The organism is Microcystis sp. LE18-22.4A, assembly GCF_027531105.1.
Classification (GTDB): domain Bacteria; phylum Cyanobacteriota; class Cyanobacteriia; order Cyanobacteriales; family Microcystaceae; genus Microcystis; species Microcystis aeruginosa.
The window spans coordinates 1-15362 of record NZ_JAPZRB010000536.1 but is presented as its reverse complement, the minus strand read 5'-3'; the positions used below and the strand labels follow the sequence as shown (position 1 = coordinate 15362).

The window sequence follows — 15362 nt, the reverse complement described above, 5'->3', positions numbered from 1 at the left end:
GCAGGTGGTGGCGGTGAGCAGGGTGGGGATCATGATGACACCGAACCAACCGATATAAAGACGGTTGTTGGTGCTGGTGATCCACTGACAGAACTGCTCCCACAGGGAAGCGCTCTCGCGCTGTTGTAGAGTGGTGGTCATGGTTGGATAATTTCTGTATGTATTAGGTTGTCAAGGTTCGTTGTTTGACATGAGTTAATACTATCGGGTTTTTATAGTTATGTAAAGGGGTTTTAAGAAATGTTTTTTTATCAATGTCATAACTTTTACTTATATAACTGATGTTCAGGTAAACTAGAAGCAGACAAATTCTGCAAAAATAAGCGATGATACCCGAAATTACTGCAAAACTATTGGAAGCGAAGAAGGAAAAAGGCCTGAGTTTCGCTGACCTAGAAGCGATTCTAGGACGAGATGAGGTGTGGATTGCCGCTGTTTTTTACCGGCAAGCGAGCGCCTCCCTAGAAGAAGCAACGAAAATTGTGGCAGCTTTGGGACTGGGAACCGAAATCGTCGCATCCTTAACCGAGTATCCTGTCAAGGGATTGGGTCCTGTTGTCCCCACCGACCCCCTGATTTATCGTTTCTACGAGATCATGCAGGTGTATGGAATGCCACTAAAATCGGTGATTCATGAAAAATTCGGCGATGGCATTATGAGTGCGATCGATTTTACCCTCGACGTGGATAAGGAGGAAGACCCTAAAGGCGATCGCGTTAAAATTACCATGTCGGGTAAGTTTTTACCCTATAAGAAGTGGTGAGTCCTGCCAAAGTCAACGGTAAGGAATTTCTATTCCTTGCCGCTCTTGCTATTTTTCTTAACAAAACTTAACAATTGACGGCAAAATTTTGCTTGCTTTTTTTGGCAGATTTTGGGACAATATTTTTAAAAGAGTTTACTAATAATGGAAATATAACCACTTAATAATAAACACAAGAGTACCATTATAAGAAAATCATAACCCAAGCCGCCGCAAAAGTCAAGGTATCTCTCCTAATTATGCTGTGAAACTTCTAATTCCTTGAGCGGTGAGGGTTTGGGGAATTATGAATTATGAATTATGAATTGGGGAGTGGGAAGACAGTAAACTGATAACTGCCAATTCAGACTTCAATTGGCGATGTTATATTGAACATTTTCAAGAAGAAGGCGCACCGCAAAGCGTATCTCTGCGAGATCGCTGTTTTTTTACCGCTTATGAAACTAACATTATTGTTCCTTTAAAATCTTTGAGGATTGAGGTAGAGATGGCAGATGTTTATAACAAAGTAATCTTTAGTTAAAGCCTTAAATATGGAGCTTTTGTTATCATTAGAATACATAAATATTCGTCATAAAAAAATTAGCGTAGGCAATGATTAATAGAAAAACTGAATATTTGTGCAAGTTGTGGTAAACAAGTTACCTCCGCTATTCGGCGAAGATTAACCATAACGATAGCTCCAAAAAACATTATATTAACAAGAAATGGTGAATAGGGAACTCCGAAATATGAAGAAGCACCAGATAAAAAAAGATGTGCCACAAAATATGATACTATAACAAGCAATAAATCAGTTAAAATTGCAGATATATCTAAACTTAAGCCTAGTACAGGTGTTATAGCATAACTTAGAATAGTCAAGCTAGTACCTACTATAAATAGTAGGGATATTGCTCCAGCATCTTGTGCAAAAAATCCCCAAAATCCCAAATAAATCGCCATCAATGAAAACCCAACAGAGACAGCTTTTACGATCCCATCGTAAACATTTCCCAAAGCATTTCCCCAATCCATAAAAAATTCTCCAGCTAAGTTTGTAAATCTCTAAAGTCATGAAAGTATCAGCAAGATTGAGTAAATCTTAAAAATCTATATTATTTAGCGACCAAACATTTCAAGCAATTGCTCGAAAGTACCACAACTCTTAACTACTTCTGAGTCAAGGATTCCGACCATAAAAAATCCCGAAATTACAAAAACGAGAAGACCCTCTTGAAAATTACTGGTAGGCGCTATACTTGGTAACATTCCGAAAGCCAATAATGCAATGTCTCTGGCCAAAGTCATCAGAAGTTGTTCCTGTGATGATTGGTTTAAAAACATCTGTAAAAGAAACTGAAAAAATATTACTATAAGTATATGCCAATTTAGAAAGACTTGGGCAACTAATTCACGTGCAAATAACCCAAAAACAGCAAGTAATACACCATAGAAGAAAAAGAAATATGAAATTAAACAACTCAAGTAATGAGGCATTATTAGCAAACGATTTGCCAAATCCATAAAAAATTCTCCAGCTAACTTTACCAATTTATGAAATTATCAAAGTATCAAAAAGGTTGGGTAAATTTTGACAATTTGTGCACTCGATTTACTCACCGAATAATTGACCATGTACAGCATTTACAAACGCTTCTGCTTCTGATTTTTGCCATGGCAATCCAGTGACAGGAGTTGCTGTTCCTCCGGCCGTAACCACACTTACCGTTGGAGATCCCCACATCAATAGAACACCAAAAATCAAGGGAATAATACCCACTACTACAGTTATCAAGACAATTCCTAAAACAACAAGGAATAGTCCCCCAACAACTTTCCTATCCATTTCATATCGAACTGAAACAACTTGCTTGAGAGGAACATCTTCTCTTCGTCCACCACTAAACCAGCTTTTCTTCGCCATATAGGTAAGTCTTTTGTTCGTTACAATACCAAAACAGTTGTCAACTAAGACATTTTCTTTAGAACTTGATGTCATTTTTTCCTCCTCATTTGATTTGTGTAATGGTTGATCGTGTGACCTGGACTGCATTGCCTAAACTGGCTTTAGGCATCCTGACTGTGATATACTAGAATCTGTACTATCACACATTTTCTTTAGATTGCCTAAATAAAGCCTTGAAACTGCTTAATTACTTAGGATACATCGTAGTCTTGAGTTTAGTCAGTCGGAAAAGTCGGAACTTACAGCCAAACAATTGATCTGAAATATCGGAAATATCAGCTAAAATAAGTAAAAAACTTACCTAATCTATAGTCCATGTTTCAAGCTAATCTATCTAATACGGTGTTAAATCTCTTAGATGAGTTGGTTTTTGCCAAAACAGATCAACATCTAGACTATCTTCAAAAAACTATCTTGCAAGGGACCTTAGAAGGTTACAAATACTCAGAAGTTGCCAAAGAATCTCATCTTAGTGAAGGTCATATTCGAGATAGTGCTTCAGAATTATGGAAAATTTTGTCAGAAGTTTTAGGGGAAGATATTACTAAATCAAATATTAGAGCAGTTTTAAAGAAACATAGCTTTATAAATAATAATATGGGACGAGATTTAGTCTCTTTTAATAATGTTCATATTTGTGATCATAATCCATTTTCCCTCAATAATAATAATTATCACTCTGAAATCCAGCGCGATCAACCTTATTTAGATTTAGGTCATATTCCTGAAATAACTCAATTTTATGGGAGAGTTGCCGAATTAAATAATCTAGAAACTTGGATAGTTGCGGAGAAATACCGTTTGGTTACTGTGTTAGGTTTAAAAGGAATTGGTAAAACCACCCTTTCTTTGAAACTGGTTGATAAAATCAAAAATAGTTTTAATTATGTTATTCGCAGAAGTTTGTATTTTTGTCCAAAATTAGATGAACTTTTAAGTGAAATTTTACCCTCTATCAATCCTCAATTGAAGCTCTCTCAAAGTCTTGACAAGAAATTAAATTTATTCTTAGAGTTAATAAAAAGCCATCGCTGTTTGATTATTCTTGATGATTTACAAAGTCTATTTGATTCTAAAAAACTAGCAGGTAATTATCAAAAAGAGTACCAAGATTATCAACTATTGTTTAAAAGCATTGCTGAAGTCAATCATCAAAGCTGTTTACTGTTGTTGAGTCAAGAAAAACCTATTGATACGACTTTTTTGGTGCAGAAAAATAAATTCATTAAAACATTAATCATAGAAGGTTTAGGAGAAGATGCCATAGAAATTTTGCGCCATCATAATCTATTAAATGAAGACAGTTGGGAAGCCTTAATTAAATGTTATCAAGGTCATCCTCTTTGGTTAGAATTAGTTGCTAGTTTTATTCAAGAGACATTTTTAGGTAAGGTTGCTGACTTTTTGGAGATTAAATACCCGATTGCCGAAGAAACTTTAGAGCAGACTTTATTAAGTATTTTGCAAAGTTTAACAGAATCAGAGAAACTAATGCTAACAGAATTAGCAAATTTTAATCAACCTATTTCTATTAAAGAAATGATCGACCAAACTTCTCTAGCTTATACAGATTCTTTGAAAGTAATTCAATCTCTAATCAGACGAATAATAGTGGCAAAAGATGAAAACGCTTTATTGTGTTTGAATCCTGTTTTTAAAGCTTATGTAATTAATCATCAAATCTAGGGCTGAGTCGAAAATTTTATCGCAATCATAATAGTTTACGAAATTCTACGACTGTCAAATAGTTACACCTGCATTTAACAATCCTAACATAATATTGAGATTTAAAATAGATATTTTAATCATAATATAACTCTCCGATTCAAAAATTTAAATTTTCAGGGTTTCCATAAATTGACAGGATTATCAACTAGAAACAGAGTAACCATTCAGGGGGAGCAGGAAAAAAACTGATAGCTGCCTCCCGTCTCCTGTCTCCTGAACTGCCTAACCTAAATCTCTGTCTTTAGTGACGGTAATTTCCTTAGATAAATGTCGATACCAAGTAAAATAGAGACCGATGGAAAGTAAAAGAAAAACCAAAGCCAAAATCTTCAAACTTTGCCACTGCTTAATGATTAAAACAATCCCCATCATAAACAGGACTAATTGCCAAGGAACGGTGAGAAAAGCGGCGATGATATCCCGTTGATTTTCCGCTTTAATTTTTGCCTGTAGATTAGGTTTAACACTGTGACGGACTTCTCCCCAAAAGCCAAAAGGTCGGGTAACATTATAGAAATTTTCCATAACTAAACTATCGGTGGGAGGAGTTAACAAAGTAGCGATAATACAGCCAGCTAAAGCGAACAAACTCGGCACAAGAAAGAGAATAAGTTCCTGATATTGACTGTGACGAAAGAAAGGTAAAATTATCGCTTGTGAGGCAATAGCCGCAATCATTCCCGCTAAAGTTCCCACGGCAAAACCATAACCATTAAAGCGCCACCAATACCAACGTAATAGGAGAGGAACTGCTAATCCCACCCCTAATCCCGTGGTTAACCAACCCCAAATATCATTGACATTTTGGATATTAAAACTCAAAACTAAGCCAATTACGACCACAAAAACCGAGGCCAGACGACCTTGAAAAACTAACTCCTGTTCTCCCGCATTTGGTTTCAAAAAAGCTTGATAGATATCTTTGACCCAATAGGCAGCACTAGCGTTAATAACCGCATTAAAAGTGGACATAGCTGCCGCTAAAAAAGCAGCAATTAATAACCCTTTCATCCCCACAGGAATATATTGAGTAATCACCGTGGCCAGAATTCTTTCTGGATCTGTAATCGTGCCTTTAGTTAAACCATAGTGAATACCTAAAACCGCAAAAGCTGTGACTAGCGGCCAACGGAAAGAAAGCAGAATAATCCAGAATAAAGATAATAAACCGGCATCTCGATCGCTTTTGGCGGCTAGGTATCGTTGTAACATATAACCACCGCTGCCGCTGCAACCTTCGATGATGGTTTTAACTAAATAAAAGAAAATCACCCCACCAAACAAATTAAAGATGGCATAATCTCCGGGTAAATCCAAAGTCAGGGAGGGAAAAATACTAGCCCAGTCGCTTAAATTCCAAGTTTTTGGCTCCGCTGCCCCCGGAATTGCTACCGTGAAACTATCGGGAAGATTGACAGTAAAAAAAGCCACTGTCGATACATAAATTACCGCCACAAAAATCAGAAATCCTTGAAATAAATCGGTAATTACCCCACCATAAAAACCACTGGCGACTGTATAAATTAACGTTAAAAGAATTAATATCACCGAAGCAAGACGATCATCCATACCCAGAAACTGCCCTAAAAATTTCCCCCCCGCAACGGAGAAATAACTCATCGCACCGATAGAGAATAAGAGAGTGGCGACGGCGCTAATAATTCGGGCAAAATTCCCCTGTTTTCCAGTTCCAAAGCGAAATTGCATCCATTCCGCCATGGTCATAACTTGGGCGCGGCGATTCCATTTGCCCATAAAAGCCATGAGAAAGGCCATAATTAGGACAACACCGCCGCGGATTTCGATAAATAATCCTTTGGGGCCGACGGCGTAAATTAGGGCAGAAATGACCATAGTTCCCGCTAAATCGGTGTTAGCCGCCATTCCCGATACCCCTAACATCCACCAGGGCAAATTGCGATTACCTAAAAAGTAGGATTCTAGACCTTGAGAAGCTTTTTTCTCGGCTATAATCCCGATTATTAGGGTTCCTGCCAGATAAAGCAGGATAATTACATAATCAATTAACTGCATAGTTGAGATCAATTTAACTTTCGATCGTTATAGCATCAATTGACTACGATTTCTGGCTAACGGTTTCTTTTTCTAAGATTTGCACCCGTTGCTCTAGCTTTTTTAAATCTTCCTTTAGTTCAATTACTAAAGTGGCTAAACGCTGGAACAGTGGGTCACTTTCCCCGACTACTTCCCCATTTACTATACCCGTTCCCGATCGCCGTTGGGGAATCGGAGCGGCATTTTCCCCGCGGATGGATATTCCTCGAATCTGACTTTCAAGGCGCTCGACTCGATTGCGGAGACTAATTAACTCCGATCTTACCGCCGTATCCGATTGTGCTTTGCTGGCATTAACAAAACTCAGTATTAGCAAAAGGGAGATAATCAGAGTTAAAAAGCCATAAAAAGAGATTTTAGCTAATTTCATCGATTTTACCTCCTATCTATCTTACCCAACTTAATAGACCTCCTGCAAAAGTAAGTTCTCGAGCCGCCATCGGGTCAAAATACCCAAAAAATAGATAAATTTGACATAATCTTAGGTTTTATGAATGGCATAGTTGTCCATTGTCTTTTTTCTCCTCCTGGCGACCGTCTCCTATCTCAGAGTCTCCTCACCTAACGGAAGATTTTTGATTTTTGCAGCAGATCTAATGTTAAGAAACGTGGCTAAATCTAAAGCTTAATTGCAATTCCGCTCCCGGGTGATTAGTTGCTCAAAAGAGGATGATAAGGTAAAAAACACGATTTTGTCGAAATTTGGCCTTATCTCTATGTATAAAAACTCGGATAAAGATTTTCTCGGAGCGGCAATCACAGCCGGTTTAGGTGCGGGAATCGTCACTTCTTTTGCTGTCAATCAAGGACAAGACATCGGTACAGCTTTAGGAATTACCGCTTTAGCGGCTCTTTGCGGTGTCATCTGCCGTCATTTTGACCTAATGTGATGCAATCTTCCTCACACCTCCAATTCTGCCGAAAAATCCCGTTTTTTCTCGTATTGATAGGGACCGAGCAGAGCGCCCCAAATTCCCTTACCAGTGCCGGGATCTAGGCCTTTATCGTAGGTTTTTAGGCTATGACTCGTCACCTCGAAACCTAAAGCCACCTGATAGGTTGTCCCCTCATAGGTGAATTGACAGCGCTGTTCCGGTTGCGGTTGGGCGATAAACTGGTATTGATTATCAGCGAGAGTATTGACTTTGACCGCTAAAGTGCAGGTAGGCAGGAAAGTTAGGTCTTCTAAGCTAATTTTTCGCAAAATATCGGGATTTTTGCCCGCACCTTGCACGGATTTCAGGTCATTAAACATATAATGCCTAACCTCTAACCCTGCCGATTCCGAGCGCGTTAATCGCCACAGTCGCGGTCGGTAGGGTTGGTCTAAATTGATCATACTGGCCTGTTCGGCAAAAAGTGCGATGCTGTCTTCCCGAAATAAAGGCAACGGACGCAACCATAAACGCAGGTGAACGTACCACACCGGTTCCGCTTGTGCTTGCCGTTGATTTTCAAATTCACCTGCGAGATACCGACCAAAAGTGATTAATTCAGGGGTCATAGCTCAAAAAACTCTCCTTATTGCCTCAAAATTAATCATAACACCCATAGAAATCACTTTTTTGACAAAAATGACCTTCAGGCTAATGGAACCCGCTTAAACCCAGCTATTCCCCCTTTAGTGTACCAATATTCCCAGCGACCGCCAGCAGCACTAGACCAATCCTTGAGGTCAAATTTACCGCTGCCGGAGGGAGTTCCCGCGATGCGGTAGACTTTCACCGCTTGACCGTTATTATTCCAGATTAAAGGCCGATCCGGCTCCATCTGTTCGGGTAGAGTCCCGTTAGTTTGCAGAAAATAGGCATCTTGTCCTTTATCGGTGCCGTTGCCGTAGACTTTGGCGATACCATGGTCATCGATCGCCAGAAAAGCACCTTCTTCTAAACCGATAGCGTAGGCGGGCAGTTGATTGTGATTATCGTGTACATTGCGGGCTAAAAAACCAAAAAGGCGACCATATCTTGTTTCGGGATGATCTTGATTGAGTCGATCCAAATGGGTATCTGTCACCACTTTTTTGAGAAAAGGAACCCGAATAAAATCACTCCGATAGAAGTCTTTGGTGTTGAAGTGAAAGGGATTATTTAATATTTCCGAACTCAGTACTCCTTCGTGAGTAGGCGCATAGTAAAAATCACCCAGAATAGCCATTCCTGCGCTGGTTCCCGCCACGGGAACTTTTTTCTCATTGATCAGATAATTGATCGCTGTTTCCACCTTTGTGCTTTCCCACAAATCCTCGTACTGATTTTGATCACCACCGGCAAAAAAAAGAATATCGGCATTACGAATATATTCGATAACATCAGGATTATTCGCCGCTTCACGACTATCAATTGATAGTTCCGCCGCCGAGTTGATCAGGGAGCGGTAATTGTCGCAAATCCAATCGGCTTGACCGCCAAGACTGCCAAAGCGCAACACTAAGTAATTACCGCCTTTAGCCCGATTCAATAACCATGTGGTCGCTTGATCTTCTCCTAATTTACCTCCTTCCGCTCCCCCGATTAATAAAATACCCGATCGATGTTTTACAGACTTAAAATTGGCTTGTCCACAACGACAAGAATAACGAAAATCTCGATTATGATTGTCGAACATAGTCTTATACCCTCGCCTCTTAGCTTACTCTTTCTATCCTAGCTTTAACTAGGACAAAATCAGAGTTTTCTACCATAAAAGTTAACAACAAAGCCGATCTATAGCTGAAATCGGTAGCGGCAAAACTCCCTAGTTTACATTCTGTTAAAAATCGTCCTATAATAATTTAAGGCTAGAAACTGGCAATTATTACTGTTGAAGTTGAAAATCGGCGGGCGATATGTTAAACAGACGTTCTTTTTTGCAAGGATTAGGTACAATCGCCTTAGCGGGAGGTTTAAGTGGCTGCGCTTCTGGAAGCGGCGAGCCGAGCATTTTTCTCCTATCTGGCTCGATTCCGCCACGATTACTAACAGATTTTCGGAAAACTATTGCCGGAAAAAAAGTCAATTTTCAGTCGGAAAGGCAGCTGAAAGAGCTATTAAAATTGTTGGAAAAATGGTTAAAAAATCAGGGGCAACCAGCCTCACAATTTTCGATTTCTATTCCTTTTAGGGAACAAAAACCAGCGATCGGTAATTTAGTCACCCTAGGGGATGCTTGGCTAGGAAAAGCGATTACCAACGGCTTAATTCAACCCCTAGATACTTCTCAACTTTCTAATTGGTCAAAACTGCCCCCCCGTTGGCAAGAAAACATGACTCGCAATGCCCAAGGACAACCGCAAACAGAGGGTAAAGTCTGGGGTGCGCCCTACCGTTGGGGAATGACAGTAATTGCCTATAATGAGGAAAAATTCGCTCAATTTGACTGGCGACCACAGGATTGGTCCGATCTATGGCGACCGGAATTAACCGGTAAAATTGCCCTAATTGATAATCGTCGCGAAGTCATCGGTTTAACCCTAAAAAAATTGGGTTATTCTTATAATTACAGTGATTTAAAGCAAGTTACGGCACTAAAAGACCAGCTATTCGCTTTACAAAAACAGGTAAAATTTTATAGTTCTCAATATTATTTACAACCCCTGATACTCGGTGATGTCTGGCTGTCTGTGGGTTGGTCTAATGATATTTTACCAGTGAGTGATCGCTATAATAAAATTAAAGTTGTTGTCCCCAAATCTGGTACTTCTCTCTGGTCGGATGTGTGGGTAAAACCAGTTTTAACTACTCCTAATTCTCTTGTCCAGCAATGGATTGATTTTTGTTGGCAACCAGAATCCGCCACTAAAATTTCTTTATTTACCTCTGGATTATCCCCCCTAATTCTCACTGAAAATCCCGACCAAATTCCCCCAGATATTAGAAATAATCCTTTACTTGTTAATCCAGAAGCGATCAAAAAAAGCGATTTTTTAAACCCTTTATCGCCAGCAACCGAGCAAGAATACGAGCAATTGTGGCAAGCAATGCGACAGTTAGTATAGTCAGGAGATACTAGACAAAATTCTGCGAGAATATTGAGGTGAAAATTACATTTACCTAACTGATAACTGATAACTGATAACTGATTAAGCGGCTTGACTTTGGGTTTCTTGGGCGAGAAAAGTAAGGATAGAAGCTTTCTCAATTAACCCCAAAACCGTGCCGTTTTCTTCTACCACTGTCACTTGAGATAAATTTTCTCCTTCCAAAATTTTCACCACATCTAGGAGGGAAGTATTAGACAAAACCAGTTTGAGACTTTCGCTAGTTTGTAATAACTGGCCGATATTTACCTCTGTCCATTGGGAAGTGGGAATCGTTTTCAGATCCTCTACATTAATCACTCCTAATAGTTTACCTTCGCTATCGTTAACTAGGAATTTAGACCATTGTTGTTTACCGATAACATAATTATTAGCAAACTCGCGCAGGGTTAAATTAATCGGCACTACAGGACTATTAGGAGAGATAACATCTTTAGCGGTGTAGCGACTTAGGAAATCTTGAACCTTAGCTGATTGAGCGGAAAAGCCAGCATTTTGTAGAAGGAAAAAGCCAATTAATAGCGTCCAAGCACTGCCAAATTGACTGATTCCGAGAATTGATAGCGCACCGATGACAATCGCTAACCAACCAAAAAATTGACCGAAACGACTAGCGAATAAAACCCCTTTATTGGGATTACCCGTTACTTGCCAGACGATGGCTTTAAGGATATTACCACCATCTAAAGGTAAACCGGGGATCAGGTTAAATAGCCCTAGGGCGAGGTTGATATAGGCCAGGAGAGAAAGAATCGCCGCCAGGGGCGCATTTAAGCTAATATTGGAACCAATAATTAGGAAGATACCGAAGAGCAGTAAACTAACTAAAGGGCCGGCAATTGCTACTAGAAAAGCTTCTAGGGGAGTTTTCGATTCTCTGCCGAGAGTTGCCAACCCACCGAATAAAAAGAGGGTAATTGATTTGACTTCAATACCTTGGGCGATGGCAACAAAACTATGACCTAATTCGTGGGCAACCACGGAGGCAAATAGGAGAATAGCGGCAAAAAATCCTAAGAGCCAGGGCATGATTCCCGTTAACTGGGGAAACTGACTTAAATCTCCCCCATAGGTTAAGGTAATTAACCCCAGAACGAAGAACCAAGAAGGATTAATATAAAAGGGAATTCCAAAGAGATTCCCGACTCTAATGTTGCCATTCATTTTGTATCTTCTCCAATTATTGGGGACTAACGCCAAGAAGATTAGGTTATCAATTACGCCATTCACTTCTGTTAACAATTGTAACAAAAATGAAAATCTCCCCGGCATTCCTTCAGGGAGTAAAAACCGTCATCCCTGTGGTTCGGTTATTTTCGTAGGAGAATTAAATCAATGATTAATTATTTACGGGGACAAGCGATCGAGGTGATCAAAACCCCTAATAACCGACTGATCTTGATTTTAGACGTAAACCAGATCGGTTACGAAATCCAAATTCCCTCGCGATTAGCCCTAGACATCGGCAACAATAACAATGATAGTTGTCAGATTTTTACTCACCTACTCCTTCGCGAGGAGCAGCCTTTATTGTACGGTTTCGGCACCGCCCCAGAGCGAGAGCTGTTTCGTCAACTGCTTTCCGTCAATGGAGTTGGAGCGCAATTAGCCCTAGCTTTAATCGATACCTTGGGGATTGAGGAACTTTTGGTGGCGATAGTGACAGGAAATACCAAAATTTTGAGCAAAACCCCCGGAGTCGGCTTAAAAACAGCAGAGAGAATCGCTTTAGAGTTAAAAACTAAATTGGCAGCATGGCGACAACTAAGAGAAGCGACGACGACAACCACGGCAATACTACCGGCAGCGGCAATCCTTGAAGATGTGCAGATGACCCTTTTAGCTTTAGGATACAGCCGGGAGGAGATCGATCGAGCTATCGCAGTCCTCAGTCAAGATGCTTTATTTAGTAAAAATACTCAGCCGGAAGACTGGATTAAAGGGGCCATTAATTGGCTAGGCTAAATCAGTCGTCGGTCGTCGGTCGTCGGTCGTCAGGAGATTATTTTCATTTATTCTCCCCACACCCCACACCCCACACCCCACACCCCACACCCCACTCCGGTGATCCTTTCTCAGGGCAAATGTTAAAAAGTATTACGAAAATAGTGAGAAGGTGAACCAGATGCCGCAAAATAGTTGCGTTAGGTCGCTCTAGCTAGGGAAGTCTTGAGACGCTGAGGCGGAAACGAGATAACTTGAGCGTAGTGACCACAACTGCTATAAAATGTCAGATTAAGTTTATTAATCTCACTTAGTTGGGAGGAATCCATCAATGAGTATCGTCACGAAATCGATCGTGAATGCTGATGCTGAAGCTCGTTACCTCAGCCCCGGCGAACTAGACAGAATTAAAGCCTTCGTTGGCAGTGGTGCCGCTCGTTTACGCATCGCCGAAACCCTGACCGGCGCTCGCGAAACCATCGTCAAACAAGCTGGCGATCGCTTATTCCAAAAACGTCCTGACATCGTTTCCCCCGGTGGCAACGCTTACGGCGAAGAAATGACCGCTACCTGTCTGCGTGACATGGACTACTACCTACGTTTAATCACCTACGGAGTAGTTGCTGGTGATGTCACCCCGATTGAAGAAATCGGTTTGGTCGGTGTGCGTGAAATGTACAAATCTTTAGGAACCGACATCGGTGCCGTAGCTCAAAGCGTTCGCGAAATGAAAGAAGTTGCTACTGGTCTTATGTCTTCTGACGATGCTTCTGAAGCTTCTTCCTACTTCGATTACGTGATCGGCTCTATGTCCTAGAATAATTCCTTTGTGAATTGTTCTAGACACACCCCTCGTAAACCTCTTAAGATTAAGCAAAACCCAAGGAAGAACCACCATGCAAGACGCAATTACTTCTGTTATCAACTCTGCTGACGTTCAAGGCAAATACCTTGACGCTTCTGCTCTCGGCAAACTGAAAGGCTACTTCGCCACCGGTGAACTGCGCGTGCGCGCCGCTAGTGTCATTAGCGCCAACGCTGCTGGTATCGTTAAGGAAGCTGTGGCTAAGTCCCTGTTATACTCTGACGTAACCCGTCCCGGTGGCAATATGTACACCACCCGTCGTTACGCCGCTTGTATCCGTGACCTCGACTACTATCTCCGTTATGCTACCTACGCTATGTTAGCTGGAGATCCTTCTATCCTCGACGAGCGCGTTCTCAACGGCCTGAAAGAAACCTACAACTCTTTAGGTGTACCCATCTCCTCCACCGTTCAAGCTATCCAAGCGATGAAAGAAGTCACCGCTAGTTTAGTCGGTGCTGATGCGGGTAAAGAAATGGGGATTTACTTCGACTACATTAGCTCTGGCTTAAGCTAGAAATAACGAACTCGGACAAAATAGGGTTCGGGAAGCCGAGGATGAGTGCTAGGTCTTTAAAGGCTGAATCTGGCCAAGATAGGTTTTGACGAGCTAGTATTGATCCTTGACTCCCGACCTTGGTTATCGAAAATTTGGGTTGAAAACCCCGCCCCTTTTAGGGCGGCTTTGTGTTAAAATCTTACTCGTCTAAAAAACCCGCCCTATCATAGATACGACCGAATAAATATACTAGGTTGAAATTCCTGCAACGGGTTGACGATGAGTAAGGGGAAGCTGACGGCCGCTGGGAACTCCATGCTAGAGGCAAAACATACCCTGTGTCGGTATGTATAAACCAAAATTAAATCAGTCGCCGAAGGGCATTCGGAGACTTTAAATGGACGGGTCGAAAGTGTCAGACTTAAGCAATTAAGCGTTTTTCGGTGAAGCGTCAACCCCATTGACGCAACCACCCTAAAAAGGTGGCGTGGTGAGGAATCACCGTCCGTTTACGGCGGTGAGGATGTCAATTTAGGAAAAAGCCTTCGTTAGTTTGAGCGACAAGTTTTTCAGCGATTAGGAGAAATCAATCCATGCGGATGTTCAAAATCACCGCTTGTGTTCCAAGTCAAAGCCGCATTCGGACACAACGGGAATTACAAAATACCTATTTCACCAAACTCGTTCCCTACGATAATTGGTTTCGTGAGCAACAACGCATCATGAAAATGGGCGGCAAAATTGTCAAAGTGCAGCTAGCTACCGGCAAACCGGGGACTAATACAGGTTTACTGTAATTGGCTGCCACTGGAACTTAAAAAAAGAGGTCTTTCCAGACCTCTTTTTGCTTTAGGGATTTTTTTCAAACTGCAAAGCGGCAGAGTTGAGACAATAGCGTTTTCCCGTCGGGGGTGGACCATCATTAAAAACGTGACCGAGATGAGCATCACAGGCGGCACAAACAATCTCTGTCCGCACCATGAAAAAACTAACATCTCGTTCGTACTTAATATTAGCCTCGTTAGTAGCGGTCCAGAAACTCGGCCAACCAGTACCCGAATCATACTTGCTGTCAGAAGTAAATAACTCCGTACCACAGCAGACACATTTGTAAATACCTTTTTCTTTATTATCGTGATATTTACCCGTAAAAGCCCGTTCTGTTCCCTTTTTGCGAGTAACTTGGAACTGTTCGGGAGTTAGCTGGGCCTGCCATTCCGCCTCAGTTTTACGAACTTTTTCTACCATAGTCATGACAACCGCCATTATGATTAAATTTCCCTTTTTAGTCTAACCTGAGTTCGAGATCTAGGGTTTTTCATAAACTCAGCTTATCAATGGTATAAGTAACAATAGTTTCAAACCCCTTTACAAACCGATACAAACTCTCTAAGATAGAGACATCATCAATCGTACCTCGATAACTTAATAGGAATCATAAACCAATGACCACCACTCTACAACAGCGCGAGAGCGCTTCCCTGTGGGAGCAGTTCTGTCAGTGGATCACCAGCACCAAC

The 15362-nt window shown here is 41.1% G+C and carries 17 protein-coding genes and 1 pseudogene; 8 read left to right on the top strand and 10 right to left on the bottom strand.

Annotation, left to right across the window (positions count from 1 at the left end; all coding sequences use genetic code 11):
- Positions 1–141, bottom strand: a pseudogene (locus O9295_RS22925) (photosystem II q(b) protein); the annotation flags it as partial.
- Between the two features lie 185 nt (positions 142–326).
- On the opposite strand from O9295_RS22925, the gene cynS reads away from it, so the two are divergent.
- Entirely contained in the window at positions 327–764 is a 438-nt protein-coding gene (gene cynS, locus O9295_RS22920; RefSeq protein ID WP_012264521.1) for a cyanase, read from the top strand.
- Between the two features lie 582 nt (positions 765–1346).
- On the opposite strand, the gene O9295_RS22915 is transcribed toward cynS, so the two are convergent.
- The 3 genes from O9295_RS22915 to O9295_RS22905 form a co-directional block, all read right to left on the bottom strand.
- Positions 1347–1781, bottom strand: a complete 435-nt coding sequence (locus tag O9295_RS22915; RefSeq protein WP_044033973.1) for a hypothetical protein — start codon at positions 1779–1781, stop codon at positions 1347–1349.
- Positions 1782–1865: 84 nt separating this feature from the next.
- Positions 1866–2270 (bottom strand): hypothetical protein, encoded by a 405-nt coding sequence (locus tag O9295_RS22910; protein WP_288035596.1) that lies wholly within the window; start codon positions 2268–2270, stop codon positions 1866–1868.
- 88 nt (positions 2271–2358) lie between these two features.
- Positions 2359–2745, bottom strand: coding sequence for a hypothetical protein (locus tag O9295_RS22905; RefSeq protein ID WP_043999243.1), 387 nt, complete (start codon positions 2743–2745; stop codon positions 2359–2361).
- A gap of 282 nt (positions 2746–3027) precedes the next feature.
- On the opposite strand from O9295_RS22905, the gene O9295_RS22900 reads away from it, so the two are divergent.
- A complete protein-coding gene (locus O9295_RS22900; RefSeq protein ID WP_149979659.1) occupies positions 3028–4398 on the top strand; it encodes a helix-turn-helix domain-containing protein in 1371 nt (456 codons plus the stop codon).
- Positions 4399–4662: 264 nt separating this feature from the next.
- On the opposite strand, the gene O9295_RS22895 is transcribed toward O9295_RS22900, so the two are convergent.
- Both O9295_RS22895 and O9295_RS22890 read right to left on the bottom strand, forming a co-directional pair.
- Complete coding sequence (locus O9295_RS22895) at positions 4663–6474, bottom strand: sodium:solute symporter family protein (protein ID WP_288035594.1); 1812 nt, start codon at positions 6472–6474, stop codon at positions 4663–4665.
- Positions 6475–6517: 43 nt separating this feature from the next.
- Positions 6518–6886 carry a hypothetical protein gene (locus tag O9295_RS22890; RefSeq protein WP_004163447.1) on the bottom strand — a complete coding sequence of 123 codons (369 nt, stop codon included), beginning with the start codon at positions 6884–6886 and terminating at the stop codon, positions 6518–6520.
- 346 nt (positions 6887–7232) lie between these two features.
- On the opposite strand from O9295_RS22890, the gene O9295_RS22885 reads away from it, so the two are divergent.
- Positions 7233–7406, top strand: a complete 174-nt coding sequence (locus O9295_RS22885; protein WP_002791720.1) for a hypothetical protein — start codon at positions 7233–7235, stop codon at positions 7404–7406.
- A gap of 11 nt (positions 7407–7417) precedes the next feature.
- On the opposite strand, the gene O9295_RS22880 is transcribed toward O9295_RS22885, so the two are convergent.
- Both O9295_RS22880 and O9295_RS22875 read right to left on the bottom strand, forming a co-directional pair.
- A complete protein-coding gene (locus tag O9295_RS22880) occupies positions 7418–8020 on the bottom strand; it encodes a chromophore lyase CpcT/CpeT (RefSeq protein ID WP_190722005.1) in 603 nt (200 codons plus the stop codon).
- Between the two features lie 77 nt (positions 8021–8097).
- Positions 8098–9123, bottom strand: coding sequence for a cyanophycinase (locus tag O9295_RS22875; protein ID WP_288035592.1), 1026 nt, complete (start codon positions 9121–9123; stop codon positions 8098–8100).
- 220 nt (positions 9124–9343) lie between these two features.
- On the opposite strand from O9295_RS22875, the gene O9295_RS22870 reads away from it, so the two are divergent.
- The gene (locus tag O9295_RS22870) at positions 9344–10492 is read left to right on the top strand and encodes a substrate-binding domain-containing protein (RefSeq protein ID WP_288035591.1); all 1149 of its coding nucleotides are present in this window, start codon (positions 9344–9346) and stop codon (positions 10490–10492) included.
- A gap of 84 nt (positions 10493–10576) precedes the next feature.
- Here O9295_RS22870 and O9295_RS22865 read toward each other — a convergent pair whose 3' ends face one another.
- Positions 10577–11806, bottom strand: coding sequence for a site-2 protease family protein (locus O9295_RS22865; protein WP_288035589.1), 1230 nt, complete (start codon positions 11804–11806; stop codon positions 10577–10579).
- Positions 11807–11869: 63 nt separating this feature from the next.
- On the opposite strand from O9295_RS22865, the gene ruvA reads away from it, so the two are divergent.
- The 4 genes from ruvA (at position 11870) to O9295_RS22845 (ending at position 14639) form a co-directional block, all read left to right on the top strand.
- Positions 11870–12499, top strand: coding sequence for a Holliday junction branch migration protein RuvA (ruvA, locus tag O9295_RS22860; protein WP_288035586.1), 630 nt, complete (start codon positions 11870–11872; stop codon positions 12497–12499).
- Between the two features lie 310 nt (positions 12500–12809).
- Positions 12810–13295 (top strand): allophycocyanin subunit alpha, encoded by a 486-nt coding sequence (gene apcA / locus O9295_RS22855; RefSeq protein ID WP_002739012.1) that lies wholly within the window; start codon positions 12810–12812, stop codon positions 13293–13295.
- A 79-nt stretch (positions 13296–13374) separates the two neighbouring features.
- Complete coding sequence (gene apcB, locus O9295_RS22850; RefSeq protein ID WP_002738786.1) at positions 13375–13860, top strand: allophycocyanin subunit beta; 486 nt, start codon at positions 13375–13377, stop codon at positions 13858–13860.
- A gap of 575 nt (positions 13861–14435) precedes the next feature.
- Positions 14436–14639 (top strand): phycobilisome linker polypeptide, encoded by a 204-nt coding sequence (locus O9295_RS22845; protein ID WP_002739162.1) that lies wholly within the window; start codon positions 14436–14438, stop codon positions 14637–14639.
- A gap of 52 nt (positions 14640–14691) precedes the next feature.
- On the opposite strand, the gene msrB is transcribed toward O9295_RS22845, so the two are convergent.
- Positions 14692–15108, bottom strand: coding sequence for a peptide-methionine (R)-S-oxide reductase MsrB (msrB, locus tag O9295_RS22840; RefSeq protein ID WP_288035584.1), 417 nt, complete (start codon positions 15106–15108; stop codon positions 14692–14694).
- Positions 15109–15362 lie beyond the last annotated feature (254 nt).